At 68.2% G+C, this 24,206-nt stretch carries 22 protein-coding genes and 1 tRNA gene; 9 read left to right on the top strand and 14 right to left on the bottom strand.

Going from position 1 to position 24,206, the window contains the following annotated elements:
• Positions 1–256: 256 nt before the first annotated feature.
• Together ACQPYM_RS40225 and ACQPYM_RS40230 are read right to left on the bottom strand one after the other, a co-directional pair.
• The gene (locus ACQPYM_RS40225) at positions 257–820 is read right to left on the bottom strand and encodes a cysteine dioxygenase (RefSeq protein ID WP_360287462.1); all 564 of its coding nucleotides are present in this window, start codon (positions 818–820) and stop codon (positions 257–259) included.
• Positions 817–1,722 carry an amidohydrolase family protein gene (locus ACQPYM_RS40230; RefSeq protein ID WP_433012019.1) on the bottom strand — a complete coding sequence of 302 codons (906 nt, stop codon included), beginning with the start codon at positions 1,720–1,722 and terminating at the stop codon, positions 817–819. Before ACQPYM_RS40230 ends, ACQPYM_RS40225 begins: the two co-directional genes overlap by 4 nt.
• A 148-nt stretch (positions 1,723–1,870) precedes the next feature.
• Between ACQPYM_RS40230 and ACQPYM_RS40235 the strand changes: the two genes are divergently transcribed.
• Positions 1,871–2,884, top strand: a complete 1,014-nt coding sequence (locus ACQPYM_RS40235; RefSeq protein WP_433012022.1) for a LacI family DNA-binding transcriptional regulator — start codon at positions 1,871–1,873, stop codon at positions 2,882–2,884.
• A gap of 141 nt (positions 2,885–3,025) precedes the next feature.
• Here ACQPYM_RS40235 and ACQPYM_RS40240 read toward each other — a convergent pair whose 3' ends face one another.
• Positions 3,026–3,871 (bottom strand): NAD(P)H-binding protein, encoded by an 846-nt coding sequence (locus tag ACQPYM_RS40240; protein WP_433012025.1) that lies wholly within the window; start codon positions 3,869–3,871, stop codon positions 3,026–3,028.
• Between the two features lie 106 nt (positions 3,872–3,977).
• Here ACQPYM_RS40240 and ACQPYM_RS40245 point away from each other — a divergent pair, with 106 nt between their 5' ends.
• Positions 3,978–4,373, top strand: coding sequence for a winged helix-turn-helix transcriptional regulator (locus tag ACQPYM_RS40245; protein WP_433012028.1), 396 nt, complete (start codon positions 3,978–3,980; stop codon positions 4,371–4,373).
• Here the strand turns inward: ACQPYM_RS40245 and ACQPYM_RS40250 are convergent, their stop codons facing one another.
• Positions 4,374–5,819, bottom strand: coding sequence for a GAF domain-containing protein (locus tag ACQPYM_RS40250; RefSeq protein WP_433012031.1), 1,446 nt, complete (start codon positions 5,817–5,819; stop codon positions 4,374–4,376).
• A gap of 121 nt (positions 5,820–5,940) precedes the next feature.
• Here ACQPYM_RS40250 and adh point away from each other — a divergent pair, with 121 nt between their 5' ends.
• Together adh and ACQPYM_RS40260 are read left to right on the top strand one after the other, a co-directional pair.
• Positions 5,941–7,464 (top strand): aldehyde dehydrogenase, encoded by a 1,524-nt coding sequence (adh, locus tag ACQPYM_RS40255; RefSeq protein WP_433012034.1) that lies wholly within the window; start codon positions 5,941–5,943, stop codon positions 7,462–7,464.
• Positions 7,465–7,467: 3 nt separating this feature from the next.
• On the top strand, positions 7,468–7,845 hold the full coding sequence (locus ACQPYM_RS40260; RefSeq protein WP_433012037.1) for a DUF779 domain-containing protein: 378 nt from the start codon (positions 7,468–7,470) through the stop codon (positions 7,843–7,845).
• 52 nt (positions 7,846–7,897) lie between these two features.
• On the opposite strand, the gene ACQPYM_RS40265 is transcribed toward ACQPYM_RS40260, so the two are convergent.
• Positions 7,898–8,902 carry a phosphotransferase enzyme family protein gene (locus ACQPYM_RS40265; protein WP_433012040.1) on the bottom strand — a complete coding sequence of 335 codons (1,005 nt, stop codon included), beginning with the start codon at positions 8,900–8,902 and terminating at the stop codon, positions 7,898–7,900.
• Between the two features lie 138 nt (positions 8,903–9,040).
• Here ACQPYM_RS40265 and ACQPYM_RS40270 point away from each other — a divergent pair, with 138 nt between their 5' ends.
• The gene (locus ACQPYM_RS40270) at positions 9,041–10,084 is read left to right on the top strand and encodes a hypothetical protein (protein ID WP_433012043.1); all 1,044 of its coding nucleotides are present in this window, start codon (positions 9,041–9,043) and stop codon (positions 10,082–10,084) included.
• Between the two features lie 34 nt (positions 10,085–10,118).
• Positions 10,119–13,034, top strand: a complete 2,916-nt coding sequence (locus tag ACQPYM_RS40275; protein ID WP_433012046.1) for a M36 family metallopeptidase — start codon at positions 10,119–10,121, stop codon at positions 13,032–13,034.
• Positions 13,035–13,281: 247 nt separating this feature from the next.
• Here the strand turns inward: ACQPYM_RS40275 and ACQPYM_RS40280 are convergent.
• A tRNA-Gly gene (locus ACQPYM_RS40280) sits at positions 13,282–13,355 on the bottom strand.
• 236 nt (positions 13,356–13,591) lie between these two features.
• Here ACQPYM_RS40280 and ACQPYM_RS40285 point away from each other — a divergent pair.
• Both ACQPYM_RS40285 and dcd read left to right on the top strand, forming a co-directional pair.
• The gene (locus ACQPYM_RS40285; RefSeq protein WP_433012049.1) at positions 13,592–14,032 is read left to right on the top strand and encodes a MarR family winged helix-turn-helix transcriptional regulator; all 441 of its coding nucleotides are present in this window, start codon (positions 13,592–13,594) and stop codon (positions 14,030–14,032) included.
• Between the two features lie 159 nt (positions 14,033–14,191).
• Complete coding sequence (gene dcd / locus ACQPYM_RS40290) at positions 14,192–14,767, top strand: dCTP deaminase (protein WP_433012052.1); 576 nt, start codon at positions 14,192–14,194, stop codon at positions 14,765–14,767.
• Between the two features lie 67 nt (positions 14,768–14,834).
• Here the strand turns inward: dcd and ACQPYM_RS40295 are convergent, their stop codons facing one another.
• The 4 genes from ACQPYM_RS40295 to ACQPYM_RS40310 form a co-directional block, all read right to left on the bottom strand.
• Positions 14,835–16,391 (bottom strand): hypothetical protein, encoded by a 1,557-nt coding sequence (locus tag ACQPYM_RS40295; protein WP_433012055.1) that lies wholly within the window; start codon positions 16,389–16,391, stop codon positions 14,835–14,837.
• A 124-nt stretch (positions 16,392–16,515) separates the two neighbouring features.
• Positions 16,516–16,734, bottom strand: a complete 219-nt coding sequence (locus ACQPYM_RS40300) for a hypothetical protein (RefSeq protein WP_433012058.1) — start codon at positions 16,732–16,734, stop codon at positions 16,516–16,518.
• A 74-nt stretch (positions 16,735–16,808) separates the two neighbouring features.
• The gene (locus ACQPYM_RS40305) at positions 16,809–17,636 is read right to left on the bottom strand and encodes a DUF4097 family beta strand repeat-containing protein (protein ID WP_433012061.1); all 828 of its coding nucleotides are present in this window, start codon (positions 17,634–17,636) and stop codon (positions 16,809–16,811) included.
• Complete coding sequence (locus ACQPYM_RS40310) at positions 17,633–18,376, bottom strand: hypothetical protein (RefSeq protein ID WP_433012064.1); 744 nt, start codon at positions 18,374–18,376, stop codon at positions 17,633–17,635. The genes ACQPYM_RS40305 and ACQPYM_RS40310 overlap by 4 nt, the downstream gene beginning before the upstream one ends.
• A gap of 109 nt (positions 18,377–18,485) precedes the next feature.
• Here ACQPYM_RS40310 and ACQPYM_RS40315 point away from each other — a divergent pair, with 109 nt between their 5' ends.
• Complete coding sequence (locus tag ACQPYM_RS40315) at positions 18,486–19,280, top strand: SDR family NAD(P)-dependent oxidoreductase (RefSeq protein ID WP_433012067.1); 795 nt, start codon at positions 18,486–18,488, stop codon at positions 19,278–19,280.
• Positions 19,281–19,285: 5 nt separating this feature from the next.
• On the opposite strand, the gene ACQPYM_RS40320 is transcribed toward ACQPYM_RS40315, so the two are convergent.
• The 4 genes from ACQPYM_RS40320 to ACQPYM_RS40335 form a co-directional block, all read right to left on the bottom strand.
• A complete protein-coding gene (locus tag ACQPYM_RS40320; protein ID WP_433012070.1) occupies positions 19,286–20,053 on the bottom strand; it encodes a hypothetical protein in 768 nt (255 codons plus the stop codon).
• 23 nt (positions 20,054–20,076) lie between these two features.
• A complete protein-coding gene (locus ACQPYM_RS40325; RefSeq protein ID WP_433012073.1) occupies positions 20,077–20,889 on the bottom strand; it encodes a hypothetical protein in 813 nt (270 codons plus the stop codon).
• A gap of 89 nt (positions 20,890–20,978) precedes the next feature.
• Complete coding sequence (locus tag ACQPYM_RS40330) at positions 20,979–21,803, bottom strand: hypothetical protein (protein WP_433012075.1); 825 nt, start codon at positions 21,801–21,803, stop codon at positions 20,979–20,981.
• 65 nt (positions 21,804–21,868) lie between these two features.
• The gene (locus tag ACQPYM_RS40335) at positions 21,869–24,022 is read right to left on the bottom strand and encodes a (Fe-S)-binding protein (protein ID WP_433012078.1); all 2,154 of its coding nucleotides are present in this window, start codon (positions 24,020–24,022) and stop codon (positions 21,869–21,871) included.
• Positions 24,023–24,206 lie beyond the last annotated feature (184 nt).

The raw sequence follows: 24,206 nt of genomic DNA on the forward strand, positions 1-24,206 counted from the left end.
GCTGACATCCGAAGCCGTCGCGCTTCTGGACCTAGGTTTCGCACTCCGCCATGCACCTCCCCCGCTGTACGACGGCAGCGCCAGCAGACCTGAGCGCAGTACGAGCCGGTGCGCAAGATCGAAAAGCGCTCCCTCGCCGGGTGTTGGCGAGGGAGCGCTGACGGCAGGAGGTTGGAGGCGGCCTCAGCCGGAGGAGTATCCGTTCTTGTACTTCTCTGTTCTTGTACTTGGTGAACTTGTTCTGGATTTGAACTCGTCAGTCGAGGGGGCGGAGTTCGTCGGCGTAGGAGACTGAGACTCGGCGGAGGACGCCCTCCTTGACGGAGTACTGGCCCATGCGCCAGAGCGGGGGGCTGTAGGCGTGGATGGTGACGCTGCCTTTGTCCAGGCCTACTACGCGGTGGATGTGTTCGGGGCCGAAGCCGTAGACGTCGCCGGCTTCGATTTCGGTTTCGATGGACTCGGTGCCGATGGCCAGGTTGTGTTCGACGAGTTTGCCGCGGGCCACCGCCACCGCGCCCGAGGAGACGTCGTGGTCGTGCCAGCCGGTGTCGTTGACCGGGGTCCAGCAGATCAGCCAGACGTCGACGTTGGCGTCGCGGTGCAGGGAGGCGAAGACGCGTTCCTCGTCGTTGTAGGCGACCTTGTCTTCCCACAGGTGCGGCTGGGCTGCGAGGCCGCCGGCCAGTTCGGCGAGTTCGGCCGGGGTGAGATCACGTCCCGGGAGGTTGTCGAGCGACAGACAGTCGTTGAGCTCCACGAGCCGGCTGGCCTGGCGCGCGGGTACGACGGGTGCGTCGGAAACGGGCTGAGCAGTCACTGCACTCCCCTCTCAGGAGGTGGCACCGGTCCGAACAGGAGCCGGTGCGGGTTGTCGTGGCGAATCACCGCGGTCGCGGCGTCGCCCTGCCGGAGGTCGACGGTCCCGGCGTACGGCCGGTCGGTGCCGTGCACGACCTGGTCGATGCCGAGGACCCGGGCGACCGCGTCGATGCCCTGCGGGCCGTAGCTCGAGGTGTCGACGTACAGGTTGGGGTCGATGGTGCCGAGCCGGCCGCCGCGGGCGGTCAGCCGTTCGTGGTGCACGGGCGCCAGGCCGGCCGCCGCGACGAAGCAGAGCCTTAGTCGCGGGTACGCCGTACGCCCGCCGAACGCGTGCCAGGCCCACCACGCGGCCTGCAGCTGAAGCGTGTAGTCGACCACTGGCGCCCACCAGCCGGGCAGCTCCTCACCAGGCGGCAAGGGCGTCCCCGGGTGAACCAGGATCGGCTTGTTCAACCGCTCCGCAAGCGCCAGCAAGTCAGACAGCGCAGCCCAGCCGGCCGGAGTACCGATCACCTGGGCGGGCAACTGCACTCCCAGGAACCCCCGCGACAGCAGGCGTTCCAGCCCGGCGAGATCCGGCTCCACCAGGTTGACGGCGGCCCAGGCTTTGAAAGGCGCAGGCAGCGAGGCAGTACCGGTGTGCCAGGCATCCAGCAGCGCCGTGTCGCCGAGGTGCTCGATCCCGAGCGGGCTCGACAGGGACAGCCCGACCAGCGAGGTGCCGTCGTCCAGTTCCTGCGCCACGCGTTTGCCGACCTCATGCGTCGCCGGATCCACGTCGTACGGCGCTTCGCCAGTCGTGTGCAAGGTCCAGCCGGCCAGGTACGGCGGTTCGGCGCGCGCCCGGAGCCGGTCCACGAACTCGGCCGGCCAGAGGTGCTGATGAACATCGATCACGCGGACACCTCCTTGGCCGGACTGCACTCTTTGAAGCGCTTCAAGACACTCGTAGTGAAGCGCTTCAAAGCCTGATCTGTCAAGTTCCCTCCCGGTCCCGTCCGCTCACCGGCAGGTTCTGTCCCCGCCGTGCCCTAGGGTCGATCCCATGTCCGGAACAGGCCGCAGGCCGACTCTCAAGGACATCGCAGCGGAGACCGGCCTCTCGATGGCGGCGGTCTCCTACGCTCTGCGAGGTCTGCAAGGCACCCCGGAGACGCAGCAGCGGGTGCAGGAAGCTGCCGAGCGTCTCGGGTACCAGGCCGACCCCGTGGCGCGCGCGCTCGCCTCCGGCCGGAGCGGCTCGGTCGGCGTACTGTGCGCTTCGCTCGAAGACCTCTGGCAGCAACGCCTCGCCGCCGCGCTCGGTCGTGAGCTGCTCGCTCCGGATCGCAACGCCTGGATCATCGACTCGGCCGGTGACGCCGACCGGCAACTCCAGCTCGCGCAGCACCTGGTCGACCACCGCGCCGACGCGATCGTGGTGATCCCGATCGACCCGGGCGCCAAGGGCTGGGCCGCGATCGCCCAGCAGGCGCCGGTGATCGCGATCGGCGACGCGCTCCCGGCCGCAAAGGCGAAGTCCGAGGTGCTGTTCGACAACGAGACCGGAGTCAGTACTGCGCTGCGCCGGCTGGCCGACGCCGGTCACCGCACCGTCGCCGTACTGAGCCCGTCGCGCCGGTTCGAGGTGGAGCGGCCGGCCGAGGAGATCGCTCAGCGGGTCGCGGTCGGGCTGAAGCTGAAGGTGCGGATCGTGCCGTGTCCCCACGACCTGACCGGCGCGACCGAAGTCGCCCGCGAGCTGCTGACGACAAGCAACCGGCCGACCGGCATCCTCGCGCTCGCCGACTCGATGGCGTTCGGGGTGTACGCCGCCTGCAAGGAGCTCGGCATCCGCGTCCCGGAGGACCTCTCCCTGCTCGGGTACGACGACCAGCCGATGTCCCAGCTGCTCAGTCCGCCGCTGTCCACGTTCCACTGGCCGCTCGACGACCTGGTCGCCGATGTGGTCAGCCGCGTCACCTCGGCCGTCGACACCAACCGGCGGGTCCGCCGGACCACGGTCGAGCCGACCCTGATCGAACGCGGCTCGGTCGCCGCCCCGCCCGCGAAGGCGTGACGACGACGCTGAGCCACCCACGACGGCCACCCACGACGGCCACCCGGCGAAACTAGACTAATTCACTGCACTTACATTCCACTGTCCACCATGCGAACCCGCTGACCGTCCCTCGGTGACCGGCCGAGCGAGGCGGTGCTGTCAGCGGAAGGCCTCCGCGTTGCGCGCAGCCCAGTCGGCGAAGGAGTGCGGCCGACGACCGAGCACCCGCTCGACGTCCGGGCTGAGCCGCAGCTCGGCCGCGTTGGGTTCACCGAGCACGTCCAGCGTGGTCTGCACGACCGGCTCCGGCATGAACGTGACCATCCGCGCGTGCGCCTCGGCCCGGGTCAGTTCCACGAACCGAATCGGTTCGCCGAGGGCCGCGCCGATCGCCTCGGCCTGTTGCCGGGGCGTGACGACGGCCGGCCCGGTCAACTCGTAGACCTGACCTGAGTGCTCGTCCTTGCGCAGGGCCATGGCCGCGACCTCGGCGATGTCCATCGGATCCACGACCGGCAACCCGACGTCACCAAAGGGCGCGGCGACGGTCCTCTCCGCGCGTACCGATTCCACCCAGGCGTACGCGTTGGACGCGAAGCCGCCAGGCCGCAGGATCGTCCAGGCCAGACCCGACTCACGCACCGCTTCATCGATCGCCAGCCCGACACTTCCGTGCGAGGCCGACTCAGGCCTGGTCGCCACGCCCTGCGAAGAGAGCAGCACCACGCGCTGGACCCCGGCCGCCCTGGCCAGCTCCGGAATCGCTCGCGGGTCCAGCCCCTGCCCACCCGCGCCGCCGTCATGAAGGAACAGAGCCTCGGCTCCCTCCAGGGCGAACCGCAGACTCTCCGGCGCGGCAAGGTCAGCCTTGACGTGCCTGGCTCCGCCGGGCAGATCCACCGGAGCCAGTCCTCTCGACACCGCCGTCACCTCGCCCCCGGCCGCCGCCAGGAACTGCACCAGCGGCCGTCCGACATTTCCGGTCGCACCCGTCACCACAATCACGCGAAACCCCTTTATTTGCTGTGCTTTCTGTCAACACCGAGGACGCTAGCAGCGCCGGTATAGTAGGTACCTACAGGAAAGTAACCAGCTGAAACGGGTGCACTCAGTGGCAACACAAGGAACGAGCTGGTCGGCAACCGCGACCGATCCGGAACTGGCCTGCCCGATCTCGCCGGTCGTCGACATCGTGTTCAGCCGGTGGACCACGCCGATCCTCTGGTCGCTGCACACCTTCGGCCGGCTGCGGTTCGTCGAGCTGGAGCGCCGCATCCCCGGCATCACCCCGAAGGTGCTGACCCAGCGCCTGCGCCAGCTGGAGCGCGACGGCATGGTCGTGCGCACCTACTATCCCGAGGTGCCGCCGCGAGTCGAGTACGAGATCAGCGAGCTCGGCCGCAGCCTCGCCCCGCTCTTCGCCCACCTCGCCGAGTGGGCCGGCACGAACCTCGATCACGTCGAGCAGGCCCGCCGCAGCTATGACGACGCAGGTAAGTACCTCTAGCTAGGTCAGGCGCTCCAAGCGAGCACTGACTCCGGAACGCCGGTGGTCAGCGGCAGGCAGTCGCCGATCGAGAACCTCGAAGACCTCGAGATCCTCAGCACCGGTAGGAGTCTGCGCGAACCGCCACAACAGTTCGGCATCAGCAGAGTCCAGTACTGCGCGCCGAAGCGTCGCGTCGAGCTCGTCGCGTTCGACTCGCAACGCCGGTGCGTCCGACCGCCCGAGCAGCGGACCGGAGTACAGATCCAGCGCCTTGGCCAGGTCACCGGTTCGCAGGGCGCTCTGGACGTCGGTCACGTCACCGGACACGTCGGCGACGATCCGGTACGGCTTGGTGTCGAGCACTCCTTGGCCGAGGAGGGTCCGCAGCCGGTGCATCTCCGCGCGGACCGTCGTCGGGTTCCCCTCGTCGCCGTACAGCTGCAGCATCAACTGCTCGGCGGTGAGCCCGGCGGGATGCAGTAGTAACAGTGCGAGGACTTCAGCCCGGCGCAACGTCAGCGCGATCTCGCGGCCGCCGACCACAGCGGCCGGTTGCCCGGAGCCCAGGAGTTTCAGTCGCAGCAGGGGCCGGCGTCGGAGTACCGGGCCTGGGATGCGCAGCAGGTAGCCCTCATCCAACTGCTCGACGACAGCCTCGCGGCCGTCCCCGAGCTCGATCCGGTCGGCGCCGGACGGAACATCGAGACGGTCGGGCAACCAGGCCAGTGGCTGGACCGCCAGGACCCGGCCGCTCGGGGTGAGCAGAGCACCGGGCGCGTCGCCGAGCGCGATCAGGTGGCGCATGTTGCGCGCGCGGAGCTGTTCGTCGGCCGCGGCCATCCGGACCCGGAGTTGCCCCTCGGCCAGCTGAGCCGCGGCGGTCACCAGCGCCATCATCGCCGGGTGGACCGTGCGGAGCGGACCACTCACGTCGACGGCGCCGATCAGCTTGCCGGTGTCCGGGTCGTGCACCGGCGCGGCGGCGCAGGTCCAGGCGTGGATCCGGCGGACCAGGTGTTCGGCCGAGTGGATCTGGACGGGCTGGTCGGCCGCCAGCGCGGTGCCCATGCCGTTGGTGCCGATCGCGTCCTCGGACCAGACGGCTCCTTCGGTCAACGCGATCCGGTCGGCCTGCCGGCGAACGTCGGCCGCGCCCTCGCGCCACAGGATCAGTCCCTGCGCGTCGGTGACGATCATGATGTGCGACGCCTCGTCCGCGATCGTCGTCAGCGTCTCTCGCAGGATCGGCAGTACCGCGCGCAGCGGGTGGTCCTCACGCAACGACTCGAGGACGTCGGCCGCGACGACGAGCGGCGGAGCGTCCAGCTCGGGGTCGACCCGGGCGGCCAGTGACCGCTCCCAGGAGGCTGCCACCAAAGGGCGCGGTACGCCGGGCACCCGGCCTCCACCGAGCACCTCGTCGTACAGCTCACTGAGCCGGCGCGCCTCCTGCCGTGCGTCCACGCCCCAGCCTCACCCGGAACGCAGCCGCAGACAAGGCCGTGACGCGATGCAACGTCGATGCAACGTCCTGCCACCTAGCTTCTGAGGCACGCGCTTTCAGCAGGAGTCAGCAGGAGGACCAATGACGATCTATGCGGCGCCCGGGCAGCCTGGCAGTCCGGTCGCGTTCAAGACGCGCTACGACCACTTCATCGGCGGTGAGTGGGTGCCGCCGGCCAAGGGCGGGTACTTCGAGAACCCGACGCCGGTGACCGGTCAGAACTTCACCGAGATCGCCCGCGGCACCGCCGACGACGTCGAGGCCGCCCTCGACGCCGCGCACGGAGCCGCGCCGGCCTGGGGCCGCACGTCACCGGCCGAGCGGGCGAACATCCTGAACAAGATCGCCGACCGGATCGAGGACAACCTCGAACTGCTCGCCGTGGCCGAGAGCTGGGACAACGGCAAGGCGGTCCGCGAGACGCTGGCCGCGGACCTGCCGCTGGCGGTCGACCACTTCCGGTACTTCGCCGGCGCGCTGCGCGCCCAGGAGGGCTCGATCTCGCAGCTCGACGACGAGACCGTCGCGTACCACTTCCACGAGCCGCTCGGCGTCGTCGCGCAGATCATCCCGTGGAACTTCCCGATCCTGATGGCGACCTGGAAGCTGGCACCGGCGCTGGCGGCGGGCAACGCCGTCGTCCTGAAGCCGGCCGAGCAGACGCCGGCGTCGATCCACGTGCTGATGGAGCTGATCGCGGACCTGATCCCGCCGGGCGTGCTGAACATCGTGAACGGGTTCGGCGTCGAGGCCGGCAAACCGCTTGCCTCCAGCAACAGAGTGGCCAAGGTCGCGTTCACTGGTGAGACCACGACCGGCCGCCTCATCATGCAGTACGCCTCGGAGAACATCATCCCGGTGACGCTGGAGCTCGGCGGCAAGAGCCCGAACCTGTTCTTCGGTGACGTGGCCGCCGAGCGCGACGACTTCTACGACAAGGCGCTCGAGGGCTTCACGATGTTCGCGCTGAACCAGGGCGAGGTCTGTACCTGCCCGTCCCGCGCGCTGATCCAGTCGAGCATCTACGACTCGTTCCTGGGTGACGCGCTGCAGCGCACCGAGGCGGTCCAGCAGGGCAACCCGCTGGACACCGACACGATGATGGGCGCGCAGGCCAGCAACGACCAGTACGAGAAGATCCTGTCCTACATCGACATCGGCAAGGCCGAGGGCGCCAAGGTGCTGACCGGCGGCGAGCGGGCCGACCTCGGTGGCGAACTGAGCGGCGGCTACTACATCCGGCCGACCGTCTTCGAGGGCGACAACAAGATGCGGATCTTCCAGGAGGAGATCTTCGGCCCGGTCGTCTCGGTGACCCGGTTCGACGACTACGCCGACGCGATCAAGATCGCCAACGACACCCTGTACGGGCTGGGCGCGGGTGTCTGGTCACGCGACATGAACACGGCGTACCGGGCCGGCCGGGAGATCCAGGCCGGGCGGGTCTGGACCAACTGCTACCACGCCTACCCCGCGCACGCGGCGTTCGGCGGGTACAAGAACTCCGGGATCGGGCGCGAGAACCACAAGATGATGCTCGACCACTACCAGCAGACCAAGAACCTGCTGGTCAGCTACAGCCCGAACAAGCTCGGCTTCTTCTAGGCCATGACGGACAGGGTTTCGTACACGGAGGAGGCGGCGGAGTTGCTCCGCCGGCTCACCGAGCTGCACGGCCCGCTGATGTTCCACCAGTCCGGCGGTTGCTGCGACGGCAGCTCCCCGATGTGCTACCCGGACGGCGAGTTCCGGACCGGCGCGGCCGACATCCAGCTGGGCGACCTCGCGGTCGACGGGCTGGACCGGCCGGTGCCGTTCTGGATGTCGAGGAACCAGTACGAGTACTGGAAGCACACCCACCTGACCGTCGACGTCGTCAAAGGCCGGGGCAGCGGATTCTCGGTGGAGGCCCCCGAGGGCGTCCGCTTCCTGATCCGCTCCCGCCTCTTCACCGACCAGGAGTCCGCCGACCTAGGACTCCTCTGAAGCGAGTGCCGGCCGCCCGGTGGCGTTGCCGGACGGCCGGCACTCCTCTTTCTCACACCGATCGAAAGTCAAAACTGACGGCCAGGCACAGGCGCGCCAACTCCATCCGGTCGTGCAGGTGGGTGATGATCCACTCCTGGCCGAGGTCTTGGTGTCCGAGGGCCCACAGGCAGTGGGATGTATGCCGGGCTGCCATCATCAACGGCAACTCCTGCTCAGCGTTCTCCGGCAGGTCGTGTGCTGTCCGGTAGCCGGCCAGGAACGCCGGGGCAAGCGTTGCCCAAGTGCGGGGGAAGTCGGCCAGGTTGCCCAGCACGGCGCCGAGGTCGAAGAGCCGCGGCCCATGGCCGAAGTCATCGAAGTCCAAGATCCCCAGGCTGAGCCGGCCTTCGACCGTTGTCCAGTGGCAGTTGCCCAGGATGTAGTCGGCGTGGATCAGCCCCCAATCCTGCACGCGGTCGAACACCTCGCTGGTGCGATCGGCGACCTCGTCGAACAACTCCAGATCCGCTGCCGGAAGAATCGCCCGCAACGCGGCCGGGTCGGCCCCCAGCAGACCCGGATGAGCCTCGGTGAACAAGGTGCGGGCGTTCCATTGCATGGGTGCGGTCCGGCGGGTCCAACGGTCGGTCACGGAGTGGATCGAGCCCAGACCACGGCCGAGCAACCAGGCCGACTCGGCGTCCAAACCACCGACAGGATGTGGGCGCTGGGGCATCCCCGGAATCCAGCCCAGCAAGGAGTAGCGCGCCCCATCCAGGGTGACCAGATAGTCGCCGTCCCGTGAACGACCGGGCCGCGGAACACTGAAGGGATCGGGCAACTGCTCGTCCAGGTATTCCAGCAGAGCGAGCTCGGCGCCGATCGCGTCCGCGTCTCGCCAGTCGGCGCGATGCCTCCGCAAAGCCCACGCAGGTTCCTCGACAGACCTGCCGATGCTGAAGACCGAGTTGTTCATGGTCCTCAGGTGCTGTGCCTGCCAGCCGTCTTCGGCCAACAGCCCGAAGCGCGAGAGAACCGCGGCCGGTGCGAGATCGCCATCGAGCGTTTGCGCCATGTGCGGCAAGCTAGCCGGGTATCCGCCCACCGACCAACAGTTTTCGGATCAGGGTCGAGTCGGGGTAGGTCCAGCTCCACCATCGAGCGGGGGTCTGCTGCTCCTGTGCCGGGAGGGGGAAATCTCGACGATCGACGCATGACCACGTTGACCGGGATTCCGTCCGTAGTACCGGCTCTGCCGGCCAGGCCGCGGCGATTGCACAAGCCGTTGATGATCGTCACGGTTGCGCTCGCCGTGCTGACCTTGGTTGGGATCGGCGGTGCGTTGATCGACGACCGTCAGTTGCTCGGGCATGCGATCTGGATGAAGCCGCTCAAGTTTCTGATGAGCTTCACCGTGTACTGCGCGACGCTTGCCTGGTTGCTCTCGTTGCAGACCAAGGCCCGCCGGCTCGGCTGGTGGATGGGGACCGTGGTGGCGGTCGGTATCGCGGCCGAGATGGTGCTGATCATCGGCCAGGTCGTCGTGCGCGGGCGTCAGCTGCACTTCAACCAGTCCACCCCGGCGGACGAGCTGGTGCACAACATCATGGCGTTGACGATCTACGTCATCTGGGCCGCGGTGCTGGTGATCGCGATCCAGTTGCTGTTCGACAAGCCGGGTGACCGGGCGCTGCGCTGGAGCATCCGGCTCGCCCTCGGGACGACACTCGGCGGGATGCTGCTCGGCAACCTGATGTTCCGTTCCACTCCCGCCCAGGAGGCGGCGATCGCGGCGACCGGCCGGGAGGACTTCTTCGGCGGGCACACGGTCGGCGGCGAGGACGGCGGCCCGGGAATGCCGATCACCGGCTGGAGCACCCAGGGCGGCGACCTGCGGATCGGGCACTTCCTCGGCGTCCACGCGCTGCAGCTGATCCCGTTGGTTGCCCTCGGCCTCGTTCTGCTCGCCCGCCGGTTCCCGGTACTGCGCCCCGAGGGCCCGCGGACCGCGCTGGTGGGGATCGCCGCCGCGTCGTACGGCGGACTGATCTGGCTGGTCACCTGGCAGGCCGATCGTGGCGAGTCGCTCGTCCACCCGGGAAAGAGCACGCTGGTCGCGGCCGGGTCGTTGCTGGCCGCGACGATCGTGACGTCGCTCGCAGTACTGCTCCGGGCACGAAGGACAACCCTCGCATCGGCAAATACGACTTCCCCGGGCCCGTCGGCACCCTTAGGGTCGGCTCGGACGGGTCGTTGAGGGCGGCCCGCGCGACTTTTTCTGGAGCGAAGTTGTGAGAATTTCTGGCAAGGGACGGGGGCTCCTGGCGGTCACAGCCGTCGGCGTCACCACCGTCATGGCTGTGACGGCGGGCGGTGGGGCGGTCGCCGCCACCAGCGCCGACCCCGGCCCCAAGGGACCGGCCGAAGCGACCAGCCCGATTTCGTCGAAGGAGCGCAAGGGCAACTTCGACGCCCGGACGCCGAGCAACCGGGCCACCTACGCCCGGGCCGCCAAGGCGGTCGGCAAGGAGACCGCGGCGTCGGAGAAGTTCCGCGCGTCGCTGGGCAGCCAGGGCGTGGTGGCGGTCGACCCGAACACCGGTACCCCGGAGCAGGTGACCAAGCTCAACGGCTTCCTCACCGGCAAGAGCTCGAAGAAGGCGACCGAGATCGCGCTGGCCTACGTCAAGGCGCACCCCGAGGTCTTCAAGCTGTCCGAGTCCGACCTCGGCACCCTCAAGCTGCGCAAGGACTACGTCGACGACCTCGGCACCCACCACATCTCCTGGGTCCAGGTGGTCGACGGCATCGAGGTGTTCGGCAACGGCCTGAAGGCCAACGTCACCAAGGCCGGCCAGCTGGTCTCGCTGCAGGGCGCGCCGATCGCCGGCCTCGTCTCGCAGGCTCAGCGCACCCGCGGTGCCGCCATCACCGCCGACGCGGCGCGCACCGCGGCCGCCAGGGACATCGACGCCAAGCTCCGCACCGCCAAGGCGACCAAGTCCGGCGCGGTCACCAAGTGGAGCGACGGCGGCACCGCCAAGCAGGTCTGGTTCCACACCGCCGACGGGCTGCGCAAGGGCTGGCTGACCTACGTCACCGCCGGCGGCTCGAAGAGCTACAGCCACGTCATCGACGCCCAGACCGGCGGCCTGCTGTACCGCCGCGACCTGGTCGCGCACGGCAACGGCGACGCGCTGGTGCAGGACAACTACCCGGGTGCTGCCAAGGGTGGCACGCAGCGCATCGAGAACCTGATCTACAACAAGTGGCTGCCGAAGAACGCGAAGACGCTGCTCGAGGGCACCTCGGTGTCGGCGTTCGCGGACGTCAACGACGACAACGAGCCGAACCCGGGTGAGACGGTCAAGGTGCCCGGCACCAGGACCACCGCGGAGTACAAGCTGGTCCCGTTCCAGTCCAGCTCGTCGTACTGCGCGGTCACCTTCGTCTGCACCTGGGACCCGGCCAAGCCGGACTCCTGGAAGACGAACCTGAACCAGGACGTCACCAACGGCTTCTACCTGGCCAGCAACTTCCACGACTGGCTGGCCAAGCCGCCGATCAGCTTCACCCCGGCGGCCGGCAGCTTCGACGCGGCCGGTGGCGACCCGGTCCTGCTGAACTCACTGGACGGCGCGGCCACCGGCGAGGGCGGCGGCCCGGACATCAACCACGTCAACAACGCGAACATGAACACCCCGCCGGACGGCACCTCGCCGGTCATGCAGATGTACCTGTTCCACGCACCGGGCGCTGACGACGAGCAGGACACCTACCTGCCGAGCAGCTCGAGCAACGACGCGAGCATCCTGTACCACGAGTACGTCCACGGCCTGTCGAACCGTCTGGTCGTCGACGCGACCGGCAACTCGACGCTGAACAGCATCCAGGCCGGCGCGATGGGTGAGGCGTGGAGCGACTTCTACGCGCTGGACTACCTGGTGGCCCACGGCCTCGAGAAGGACACCAAGGCTCCGGGCGAGGTCCTGATGGCCAAGTACGTCAGCCACGCCGGGTTGTTCCGCACCCAGGCGATCGACTGCCGGGTGAAGGCCGTCAGCGACACCTGCGTCGGTCTCGACGGCTCGAAGGGCGGCTACACCTACGGCGACTTCCCGGCCATCGGTGGCGCGCCCCAGGTACACGCCTCCGGTGAGGTGTGGGCCCAGACGATGTGGGACCTGCGCGAGCGCTTCGGCCGGAGCTACGCGCTGAGCCTGATCACCCGCGCGATGGAGCTGTCCGCCGCGGACCCGACGATGCTGGACATGCGGAACGCGATCGTCCAGGTCGACCTGATCGCCACCGGCGGCAAGAACGCCGGCATCCTCTGGCAGGTCTTCGCCAACCGGGGCATGGGCTGGTTCGCCGGTGCGCTCGACGGCGGCGACTCGCGTCCGGTCGAGGACTTCCACATCCCGCCGACCGGTGCCACCTCGAACATCACCGGCACCGTGACGGACAAGGACACCGGCGCTCCGGTACCGGGCGCGCTGGTCTTCATCGGCGGGCACGCCTCCGGCTACGCGGGTGACTACTCCGCCGTGACCGGCGCCGACGGCAAGTACACGATCACCAACGTCCTGCCGGGCACCTACGGCAAGTTCGTCGTCTCCGGCGCCGGCTACGAGGTGCTGGGCAAGCCCCTGACCGTCAAGGCCGGCGGCACCGTCGAGAACATCGCCTCCCGGCGCAACTGGGCCGCGGCCTCCGGCGGCGGCACGATCAACGCCTTCACCGGTCCGGACTTCTCGCCGCAGTGCGGTCCCGGTTACGCGATCGATTCCAGCCAGGGCACCGGCTGGGGCAGCACCACCGGTGACGACATCGGCACCCCGACCAACGTGATGACCCCGAAGAACCTGGACATCGCGTTGCCCGCCGCCGTGAACCTGACCAAGTTCTCGATCGACCCGTCCAACACCTGTGGCGACCCGGGCAGCTCCTCGACCGGCAAGTACCGGATCGAGACGTCGACCGACGGCACCACCTGGGCGACCGCGGCCGAGGGCGAGTTCACCGCCGCGAACCGCAACCAGTTCAACGAGGTGACGCCGACGGCCAACACCACCGGCGTGAAGTTCGTCCGGTTCGTGATGCTCAGCCCGCAGGTCCCGGACTTCGCCACGAACTGCCCCGACGGCGGCTACGGCGGCTGCCAATACACCGACCTGACCGAGATCCAGGTCTTCGGCACCAAGTAGCACCCTCTCAGTAACAGCCAAGCTCCACCCTCGAGGGCCGGCCGGGTATCCACCCGGCCGGCCCTTCGGCGTTTCCAGGCCGGTGTGGAATGGTTGTCACCCCTGGTTTGCAAGGACAAAACCGGCAGGCTATTCGAAATGGAAATGCCGCCACTGACCGGGCAACCAATCGCGCCGGACTACCCGTACCCCGCCACGCGCAAACCCCCGGAACGGCAAAAACCCCAGACCATCGGCCTGGGGCTACTGGAGCGGGTGACGAGAATCGAACTCGCACTGTCAGCTTGGGAAGCTGATGTTCTGCCATTGAACTACACCCGCGGGGCCACCGGTGAACCGGCGGACAGTGAGGATCATACCTGGTCCCCGGGGCGGTTTGCACGGGGGGTTATGGGGGAGTTTTCCACAAAGGGCGCGCCCAGGACTGGGCAGGCCGGTCATCTTCTGGCAGATTAGAACGCGTTGCCGGGGGCAACATTCGACGCAACGTGAGGATGCGGTCCTGACTGGGGCCGGACAAGATGGTTGCGGGGCAACTGAAAAAGAAGGGGTGAACGGTGGCAACTGACACTAACGACGCGCTGGAGAACCTGGAGAAGGAACTCGTCACGCTCGCTCGCCGGCTGCGCGGTCTGCAGCGGACGCTGTCGGACGAGGCACATCCGGACCTGGAGCCGGCGCAGTACGCGTTGCTGAACCATGTCGAGGAGCTCGCACCGGTGCGGATGGCCGACCTGGTCTCGGCGCTCGAGGTGGACAAGGGTCCGGTCAGCCGGGCCTGCGCGCGACTCGAAGAAGAGGGCCTGCTGAAGCGGGCCGCCGACAAGTCGGATGCACGGGCCACCCTGCTGACGCTGACCGCGAGTGGCAAGCGCAAGCTCGCCGCGGCCCGGAAGAAGCGGCACAAGGTGATCGAGGACCTGCTCAAGGACTGGTCGCCGGCCCAGGTGAAGACGTTCGCCGGTCAGGTCTCGAAGTTCAACAAGCTCGCCAACTGAGCTGTTGCCGAGGGCCCGTAGCCGCGCCGTCGGTCCGGGGAGCTGAGGGCTCCGGAACAGTGACGCGGCCAGGTCCCGATCGACCCCCGGGATGCGGGGCCCGGGGAGTATCGGCGCCAGGTGAGGCGGAGGTGCAGCACGCTGCGGTAAGTTGCGTCCGTGCTGCTCTCCGACCGTGACATCTTGGCCGAGCTCGACGCGAAGCGGGTCCAGCTGGATCCGTTCGATGCTGCGATGGTGCAGCCGTCGAGCGTCGACGTACGGCTGGACCGTTTCTTCCGGGTGTTCGAGAACCATCGCTACCCGCACATCGATCCGGCCGAGGAACAGCCGGACCTGACCCGTCAGGTCGAGCCCGAGGGCGACGAGCCGTTCATCCTGCACCCGGGCGAGTTCGTGCTCGGGTCGACGTACGAGCTGGTGACGCTGCCCGACGACGTGGCGGCGCGGCTGGAGGGCAAGTCCTCGCTGGGCCGGCTCGGTCTGCTCACCCACTCCACCGCCGGGTTCATCGATCCCGGCTTCTCCGGCCACGTGACGCTGGAGCTGTCCAACGTCGCCACCCTGCCGATCAAGCTGTGGCCGGGCATGAAGATCGGCCAGCTGTGCTTCTTCCGGCTGTCCTCCCCGGCCGAGCACCCGTACGGCGCCGCGAAGTACGGCTCCCGCTACCAGGGCCAGCGCGGCCCGACCCCGTCGCGCTCCTACCTCAACTTCCACCGCGGCGGGATCTGAAAGCTTCCGGTACGACGAAGGCCCCCGCCAGGTCTGCCGGGGGCCTTCGTCATCGGTACTGCCGTGGTCAGGCGATCGCCTTCTGGACGACCAGAATCTTCTCGCTCCCCGGCGACTTGCCCGCCGCGCCCAGCGTGTAGACGCTGCCGTACTTCGAGACGGCCTCCGGCGAGACCGGATCGCCGTAGACCAGCGACAGGTCGCCCCACGTGCCGCTCCCCGGGGCCGGGGTGCTGCCATCGGTCGGCGAGGTGCCATCGGTCGGAGTAGCGCCGTCGGTCGGCGAGGTGCCATCAGTGGGCGAGGTGCCATCGGTCGGCGTCTGGCCGGTGCTCGGTGCCGGGGTCGGCGTCGGCACGGGGACGTCCTGACCGGTTTTCGCGTCCAGTACCGCTGGCAACGTCTCGGCCTTGCCATAGATGTAGCCGTTGTAGACGGCGGTGACGGAGGGGACCACTCTGCTGCCGCTCACCGAGGTGTAGCCCCAGCTCTTCTTCCCGGTCGCGTCGTCGAAGGCCAGGATCTCGGTGATGTCCTTGCCGTCCGCCGTGCGGTCGCCGCTGCCGTTGCAGACCAGGCTGGTGACATGGTCGGAGAAGCAGGTGAAGCCGAAGGACCCGTCCTCCGTCCTCTGCAACTTGGTCTCGGTCAGGGCCCCGGAGGCGAGGTCGACGGCGTACATCGAGTGCAGGTAGTCGGTGTCGTACTTGCCGTCCTTCACCGAGCCGCTGCCGGAGAGGTAGGCATGTTTGCCGCCGGTACCCTCCACGTGGAGGTAGTTCATCGTCGGTACCGGCGTGTTCTTCCTGATCGCCCCGGTGGTGCCGTCGGCCACCACGATCGACATCGCCTTGGAGCCTTCGCCGGATTCTCCCTTGGCGCCGACCACGGTGCCGTCGAGCACGCCCGCGGCCTCGATGCCCGGGATCGCCATCCCCTTCTTGGTGGTGGGATCCGCGAAGACCGTGACGACGTCGTGCTTCTTGGCGTCGCCGTTCGCCGAGATACCGACACCGACCGCGAGTTGACCGGTCGTGGCGTCATAGGTGGTACTGGCGAGCCCCGCGGCGGTGTTGCCCGGGCTGGTCACCGGGCCGAGGTCGACCGAGACAGTGGACAGCACCTTGCCCTCGACCGGTTCGATCCACTGAAAAACCACCTGCCCGTGGGCCTTCTGAGTACCGCCCGCCTCGACGTTCTGGGTGTACGCCATCGCGATCACTTCTTTGCCGTCCAGCTGGACCGACATCGGGCGGCTGTAGGCCTCGACCTTGGTCGACGCAATCTCCTTGGCCGGTACCTGCCAGCTCGGGCCACCCTCGATCCCGATGCCGGCGAGTCCGTTGCGGTTCGCGTAGAGCGTGGTCTTGCCGACCATGCCCGCCTTCCCGCCGTCCAGCTCGGTGGGGCCGTCCGGCCTGGCCTCGGCCACCGCCGCGACAACACTGAAGGCCTTCGGCGGATCGAAGCTCTGCGGCTCCGCAACAGTCGGAGTGGGGGTCGAGGACGAGGACGCGTTGGTGCCGTCGCCTCCGGGTGGGGAGTCGGACTTCTTGTCGTCTCCCCCGCTGCACCCGGCCAGCAGCACGGCGGCAGCGGTCACGGCGACCAACGGACGCAACATCGTTTCGTTCTCCCCAAGTTCGGCCTCGACTGACGGCGAGAACGCTAGCAGCGTCAGCGGTTCGTGGCGGTGACCAGAGCCAGGCGTTGCAACAAGCTGCAAATTGCCTGACAGGGCAGCGATTTCACCGCACGACCGACAAGCCGGTACGACGGTGGCGCGGCTGCGGCTCGAGCCGGTCGGCCAGCCGCCGCAGTACGCCGGCGAGCTCGTGCCTGGCGCGGCCGTTGCGAGCCTCACCTGGCAGCGACTCGCGGAGTTCCTTGCGTTGGGCCCGTAGTTCGGCGGCCCGGATCTGCTCGGCCACCCGGTAGCGGGCGACCTCCTGCTGTTCGCTGATCATCTGCTTGCTCCCTCACTGGTATCCGTTGACGACTGCTCCCCGTTGACGACTGGCTTCCCGTTGCTTCAGTGCGTTCAGACCCGGACGACAGTGATGTCGCCGGAGACGGTGCGGGCCCGCAGCATCAGCGAGCGCTCCCCCTCGGCCGGCTTCTCACCGGGCTCGAGCGCACACCGGATTTGTCCGGTGACCGTCTTCAGGTCGAGATAGGTCGGCACACCATCCGGTACGCCGAGCTGCACGTCGCCGCGGGAAGTCTCCGCGCGGACACTGGGCCCCTCGGCGGACTGGACCCGGACATCGCCCGAACCCGAGGTCGCGACGGAGTGGTCCCGGAGCCGCTCGATGGTGATGTCCCCCGAGCCGACCTTGACCGTGGTGGGACCGCCGGCGTCACCGATCCGGACGTCGCCGGAGCCGGTGGACAACCCGACCAGCCCGATCGCTTCGCCGATGTCGATCGAGCCCGAGCCGGTCCTGGCCCGGACCGCGTTCGCGGCGGACCCGATGCGGACCTCGCCGCTGCCGGTGCTGGCCGCGAGCTCGCCCTCGATCCGCTCGGCGCGGATGTCGCCCGAGCCGGTCGACAGCCGGGCCTCACCCAGCGGCATCCGGGCCTTGATGTCTCCGGAACCGGTCTGGATCCGGGCGTCCAGGACGACCGGGGTCTCGATCCGGACCCGGATCTCCGGGCCGCGGCGCAGCTTCTTCGGGCCCTCGACGATCAGTTCGCCGTTGACCAGCTCGAACACCACGTCACCCTCGTCGCCGCTGTCGACATCCAGTGTCACCACGGTCTTCTCGCCGTCGGTGGGACGGATCTCCACCCAGCCGGAGCCGATCTCGATCCTGACCCGGTCGAGCTCGCCGGCCTCGCCGATCAGTTGGCTGCTGTAGCTCACTGCGCCCACCCCGTCATCCGCTGACCCGGGCCACGTCCACCCTGGCGTTTTCCGTGACCGCGGTCGCGGCCCCGGTCACGATCGGCCCGGTCCCGGTCACCGCGGCGGCCGTCGCCGAACACACCGTCCGGTCCGAAGGGTCCGTCGGGACCGAAGACCCCGTCCTTGCCGAAGACGCCGTCGGGACCGAGCGGTCCGTCCGGGCCGAGCGGTCCGTCGGGACCGAAGAGGCCACCCCGGGGCGCGCGCGGCGGCCGCGGCGGACGACCCGGCCCGTAGCCGCCGGTGAGCGCCGTCATCACGGTGCGCATCAGCCACGCGTTCGAGGAGATGCCCTCGGCGGTGGCGGCCTCGTCCACCTTGTTCTTCACCGACATCGGCAGCCGCAACGTGATCCGCGCGGTCGGCTCGTCGGCATCCGGCGCGAGCGCCTCGGCGGCCGGTCCGTCGTCCACCTGGTCGTCGAGGTCGTCGTCGTCCGGGCCGGTCAGCTGGCTCGGGGCCGGCGTGACGACGAACTCGGGACGGCCACCGGCCATCCGCAGTTCGACCGAGCCCGGGGACAGCTCGCGGCTGATCTCCCCGGCGGCGTCGGACAGGGCTGAGATGAGGGCCAGCCGGCCCGCGTCATCCAGCGTTGCTCCGAGGCGCTGGGCCACGGAGCGAGTTTGGTCGTCGGCCAGCGCGGTGGCGTTCTCCACGCTACGGCGGACCGACTCGAGGTAGTGGTCAAGTTCCATGACGCAATCATGACGTCATAGTGACGTCACTGTCAACCTCTCTTGATGTCATCGCGCCGCCATGATGATGTCAGGGCAGAATGTGCGGCAGTCGAGGAGAGGAAGCGTCATGTCCCGAGGAGTACTTGTCACCGGCGCATCGCGGGGCGTCGGAGCCGAGGTCGCCAAGGTGTTCGCCGCGAGCGGCGACCGGGTCGTTGTGCATTGCCGCGGCGCGGTCGACAAGGCCGAGAAGGTCCTGGCCGAGCTGCCCGGCGAAGGCCACGCGGTGGTCTCCGGCGACCTGGGCGATCCGGCCGGAATCCCTGCCCTGGTTGAGGAATCGGCCGCCAAGCTCGGCCGGATCGACGTCCTGGTGAACAACGCCGCGCTCTTCGTCGACGACCCGGCGGCGGGCTCACGCCGGATCGCGCACCCGCTGGCGGAGACGTCGTACGACGCCTGGGTGTCGGCCTGGCGACGGACCCTCGCGGTGAACCTCGAAGGCGCGGCCCACCTGACCTGGTGCGTGGCCCGGCAGATGCTCGACGTGGCTCCAGCCGACGGGGCTCGGCGAGGCGCGATCGTCAATGTGGGGTCGCGTGGCGCCTATCGCGGCGAGCCGGACGTACCGGCGTACGGGGCCAGTAAGGCGGGCTTGCACGCCTTTGGGCAGTCGATGGCGATCGCGTTGGCACCACATGACATCACGGTGACGTCAATCGCGCCCGGCTTCATCGCCACGGAGATGACCGCCGAGGGCTTGAGCGGGCCCGGCGGCGACGCGATCCGCGCCCAGAGCCCGTTCAACCGCGTGACGACCGCCGCCGAAGTCGCAGCAGCGGTCCACTGGCTGGCGTCCCCCGAAGCCACCTGGTCCACCGGCGCCGTCCTCGACTTCAACGGCGCCTCGTACCTTCGGTGAACCCGTCAGGGCTTCTCGAGGACCTTGCTCGCGGGCGGCAAGGCGATCGTGACGCCGGTGTTGTACCCGGTGGTGGTGACCTGAGTCTGTGAGCTGCCACTGCTGGACGTCTGCTTGTAGCTGAGCCGGTCGGCGCCGATCCAGGTCGACATGACCGAAGTCTTGGGCAGACCGGCCGGAACCTTCATCCCCAGCGCCCGCAGCATGACGGCGTTGGTCAAGGTGACGTCGTACCGGTCGACCTTGCGGAAGCCGATGGTGCCGCTGCTGACGAACTTCACCCGCACCACGGCCTTCCGCATCGCCTTGGTCGACTTGGCAGGGTCCAGACTCTCCAGCAGCGGGGCAAGGACCGCCGCCACCGGGTGCTTGGTCCGCTTCGGGTCGAACCTGAGGTACTTGCCGCGCAGCTTGGGATCCGGGATGTACAGGTACATGGCGCCCTTGGTCAGGATGCCGTGGCTGGCTCCGTCGAACTGTGGGCCGCTCAGGTCGATCCGTACGGCGGCCGGCTGGTAGGTCTGGGTGATCGTCGCGGTGATGACCTGGCCGCCAGTGCTGATCCGCATCACCCCGGTCCAGGACTTCACCTTGGCGTAGGCGGCGAGCGTCGCGGGTACGAAGGTGGCTGTCGTCAGCCGGGCCGGCGGGGCGGCCGCCTTCTGGGTCGCGGCGGCCGGTTTCGTAGTACCGGGGTTCGGTTCGAGGGCGGTGTCGTCTGTGCAGCCGGCGGCGCCGAGGAGCAGCGGCAGGGTGGCGGTCAGCGCCGCCACCCTGGAACGTCGCTTGATCGCGGTCAGCGCTTCTTGACGATCTTGCCGGCCGGTGGGGCGGTGATCGGCGGGACGGTGTTGTAGCCGGTCATGGTCATCTGCATGTCCATGCCCATCAGGTTGAAGGACAGCTTGTACGGCAGGTTGTCGGTGCCCATCCAGACCGTGTACGAGACCGTCTTGGGCAGCTTGACCCCGGCCGGGATTTCCTGGCCCTGCGCGCCGAGCGCGGTCTTGGTGTCCATGGTCACCAGGTAGCGGTCGACCTTGCGCACGCCGAGCGTCTCGCTCTTGACGAACTTGACCTTGAGGCCGGCCTTGTTCCAGCCCTCGAACGTCTTCGCCGGGTCGGCGCTCTCGGCCATCTTCGCCAGCGCCGCCAGTTGGGCGTCCGCGTCCTTGCCGCCGCTCACCTTCACGTACTTGCCGGCCGGGAGATCCGGGGTCGACACGTACAGGCCGGTCTTGACCGCGATCATCTTCATCGGGCCGTCCGGGGTGGTCATGTCCATCTTCATCCCGAACGACGGCTTGTTCGTGGTGGCGATCTTCATCGAGATCACCTGGCCCTGCATAGTCATCCGGGAAGTCACCTCGACCGAGGTGACCTTCTTGTTCGCCTTGTTCATCGCGGGCATGAAGCTCGCGTTGGTCAGCCGCAGCGGCGGCGCGGCCTTCAGCGGCGCAGCGGTCGGCGTGGCGGGCGCGGTCGCCGGGGCCGGCGTCGAGACGCCGCCGGTCGGAGCGCCGGCCTTCTCGTCGGTGCCGCACGCGGCGACGCCGAGAATCATCGGTAGGGCGACGGCAACAGCCGCCACCCGGGAACGCAGCCTCACAAGTTTCCCCTCCCAGTGGAACAACCAGCGAAGCTTATGGTCTGGTCCACTGAGAGGGAAGACAGTTTGCAGGAAGTTGCACCGCGGGATCAGCGCTTGACGATCAACCTGGCCGGCGGAGCCTTGATGGAGACCGGCTGGCCCCAGTCGTCGGCGGTCATCGTCATCTTGACGCCCTGCATCGCGAAGACGACCTTGCGCATCAGGTTGTCGGAGTCCATCCAGATCGAGTAGACGAGGGTCTTCGGCATCCCGGCGACCACACCCTTGCCCTGGGCCTTCAGTGCCTTGACCGTGTCCATAGTCACCGCGTAGCGGTCCAGCTCGACGCCGCCGACGGTCTCCGAGCGGACGAACTCGACGCTGATCAGCCCACCGTCGAAGGCGTCGAAGGTCTTCCGCGGATCCATCTCGTCGAGCATCGAGGCGAACGTGGCGGCCAGCGGGTCGGAGCTGTCGTCCGGGTCGACCGCGACGAACTTCCCGGCCGGGCTGACGTTCTTCATCGACACGTAGATCTTGCCGCCGGTGACGATCATCGTCGCCTTGCCGCCGAACGATGCTCCGTTCATCTCCAGTTTCATCTGGAGCGGCGTGGCCGACTGCACAGCCTTCACGGTCATCACCTGGCCGCCGGCGACCATCCGCATGGACGATCGCAGCGTGGTGTTGGTGGCGAACGCCTTCTTCATGGCCGGCAGGAAGGTGGCCGTGGTCAGGCGACCTGCCGCCGGAGCGACCTTCAGCGGGGCCGTCGTCGGCGGTGCGACCGGCGTGGGCGTGCTGACCGGCGCAGGCGTGCTCCCGGCGTCGCCCGTGGCCGTGAAGGTTGTCTTCTCGGCGCCGCAGGCGGCGAGGCCGAGGATCAGCGGAAGGGTGGCGGCGGTCGCCGCCACCCGAGAACGAAACCTCACGATGTTTCCCTCCAGTGGATCAAGACGCAGGAGCCTACGGGCCCCGGCCCTCCACTGGAAAGGGGTTACTCGCCGCGCTTGACCGAGGCGAGGAGGAGTTGGGCTACGTCGGAGACCTCTACCTCTTCGCGGGCCGAGCCGTCGGCCTGCTTGGCGGTGAGGCCGTCGGAGAGCATGACCCGGCAGAACGGGCAGCCGGTGGCGATCTTGTCGGCGCCGGTCTCGACCGCTTCGGTGGTCCGGTTCACGTTGATCCGGCTGCCGGTCTTCTCTTCCATCCACATCCGCGCGCCGCCCGCGCCGCAGCAGAACGACTTGGTCTTGTTGCGCGGCATCTCGGCGTACTCCGCGCCCGGGATGATCTCCAGCAACTCGCGCGGGGCGTCGTACACCTGGTTGTGCCGGCCCAGGTAGCACGGGTCGTGATAGGTGATCTTCTGCCCGTTGAGCGCGCTGTCGGTCGGTGCGACCGGGGTCAGCTTGCCCTCGCGGACCAGCCGGTTCAGCAGCTGGGTGTGGTGGATGACGTCCAGTTCGACGCCGAGCTGGGAGTACTCGTTCTTCAGCGTGTTGAAGCAGTGCGCGCAGGTGGAGACGACCTTCTTCACGCCGGTCTCCTTGAACACCTCGGCGTTCTGCATCGCCAACTGCTGGAACACGAACTCGTTCCCGGCCCGCCGCGCCGGATCACCGGTACAGGTCTCACCGTCACCCAGTACTGCGAAGCTCACCCCCGCGATGTTCAGCAACTCGGCGACGGCCTGCGTGGTCTTCTTCGCGCGGTCCTCGAACGCACCGGCGCAGCCGACCCAGAACAGGTACTCGACCTCGGCCAGCGTCTCCACGTCGGTGCCGACCTGCTTGACCTCGAAGGGCAGGTCCTTGGCCCAGTCCATCCGCCCGGACGGGTTCATGTTCCACGGGTTGCCCTTGTTCTCCAGGCCTTTGAACAGCCCGTTGAGCTCGGACGGGAACGACGACTCGATCAGCACCTGGTAGCGCCGCATGTCCATGATCGCGTCGACGTGCTCGATGTCGACCGGGCACTGCTGCACGCACGCGCCACACGAAGTACAGGCCCAGAGAGCCTCTTCGTCGATGACGGCGACGTCGGGTGAGCCGACCAGCGGCCGCTCCTGCTCGGCCAGCACCAGCTCGGGCAGCGACTTGCGGTCGTCGTCGGACGAGGCCAGCAGGTACGGCGCCTTCGCGTAGGCGTGCTCGCGCAGGTTCATCACCACGAGCTTCGGCGAGAGCGGCTTCTCGGTGTTCCAGGCCGGGCACTGCGACTGGCAGCGGCCGCACTCGGTACAGGTGGTGAAGTCGAGCAGGCCCTTCCAGGTGAAGTCCTCGACCTTGCCGACGCCGAGTGCGGCGTCCTCGTCGAGCTCCTCGATGTTCTCGAAGTCGATCGGCTCGCCCTTGACCATGATCGGCTGCAGCGCGCCCAGCGCCGTACCGCCGTCGGCCTTGCGCTTGAACCAGATGTTCGGCCAGGCGGTGAACCGGTGCCAGGCGACGCCCATCGTGGCGTTCAGCGAGAGGGTGATCATCCAGGCGAACGAGATCAGGATCTTGATCATCGCGATCAGGTAGACCGCGTTCTCCAGCCCTTGCTCGCTCAGGCCGCCGAACAGTGCCTCGCCGATGAAGAACGTGCCCGGGAAGTGGAACTTGCTGCCGGCGCCGAGCTCGTACTCCAGCCCGCGCAGCAGCAGGATGCAGATCAGCACGCCGAGAATCGTGTACTCGACGTAGTACGCCTGCCAGGCCCGTGACCCGAAGAACCGGCTGTACCGGGCCAGGTGTCCCTTCGGCAGGTTGAGCAGCCGGATCGCCATCAGGCCGAGGATCGAGACCAGACCGGTCCAGGTGAGGGCCTCGATGACCCACTCGAAGACGAACCAGTGGCCGATGATCGGCAGCGCGTAGTGGGCGTCGAACAGCTGCCCGAACGCGGTCACCAGACTGAGCACCAGCCCGAGGAAACCGAACGCGACGAACCAGTGCAGGATGCCGATGTGGCTCCACTGCAGCATCCGGGTGTGGCCGAGCGTCTCCTTGGCCAGCGTGACGGTGCGCTGCCCCGGGTTGTCGGTCCGGCCGGCGGCCGGCTGACCGAGCTTGATGACGGACACGATGTGCCCGATCGTCTTGCCGAACAACGCGATGCCGACAGCGGCGATCGCGAGCGAGACGACGATGGCGAGGATCTGCATACCAGCGATGTTATTGGTTGGTTACCGGTCAGTCATGTCGGTGTAGGCCTCATCACGCCCCGCGTGTTGCGTCTCACTTCCAGCGGGCCACCCAGCGGGGCACACAGCGTCGTCCGGGCGGTCGATCTTCAGGTCCGCAGCGGTAAACGGTTGCCGTAATATAGTTTCGACTGGTTGACTCCGG

The sequence above is a fragment of the Kribbella sp. CA-294648 genome, from assembly GCF_050943845.1.
Taxonomy (GTDB): domain Bacteria; phylum Actinomycetota; class Actinomycetes; order Propionibacteriales; family Kribbellaceae; genus Kribbella.

Bases quoted from the DNA above. Each gene is read 5' to 3' on its own strand.
- ACQPYM_RS40235 (WP_433012022.1), top strand. From the start codon at position 1,871: ATGTCCGGAACAGGCCGCAGGCCGACTCTCAAGGACATCGCAGCGGAG.
- adh (WP_433012034.1), top strand. From the start codon at position 5,941: ATGACGATCTATGCGGCGCCCGGGCAGCCTGGCAGTCCGGTCGCGTTC.
- ACQPYM_RS40260 (WP_433012037.1), top strand. From the start codon at position 7,468: ATGACGGACAGGGTTTCGTACACGGAGGAGGCGGCGGAGTTGCTCCGC.
- ACQPYM_RS40265 (WP_433012040.1), bottom strand. From the start codon at position 8,902: ATGGCGCAAACGCTCGATGGCGATCTCGCACCGGCCGCGGTTCTCTCG.
- ACQPYM_RS40270 (WP_433012043.1), top strand. From the start codon at position 9,041: ATGACCACGTTGACCGGGATTCCGTCCGTAGTACCGGCTCTGCCGGCC.
- ACQPYM_RS40295 (WP_433012055.1), bottom strand. From the start codon at position 16,391: ATGTTGCGTCCGTTGGTCGCCGTGACCGCTGCCGCCGTGCTGCTGGCC.
- ACQPYM_RS40300 (WP_433012058.1), bottom strand. From the start codon at position 16,734: ATGATCAGCGAACAGCAGGAGGTCGCCCGCTACCGGGTGGCCGAGCAG.
- ACQPYM_RS40310 (WP_433012064.1), bottom strand. From the start codon at position 18,376: ATGGAACTTGACCACTACCTCGAGTCGGTCCGCCGTAGCGTGGAGAAC.
- ACQPYM_RS40315 (WP_433012067.1), top strand. From the start codon at position 18,486: ATGTCCCGAGGAGTACTTGTCACCGGCGCATCGCGGGGCGTCGGAGCC.
- ACQPYM_RS40335 (WP_433012078.1), bottom strand. From the start codon at position 24,022: ATGCAGATCCTCGCCATCGTCGTCTCGCTCGCGATCGCCGCTGTCGGC.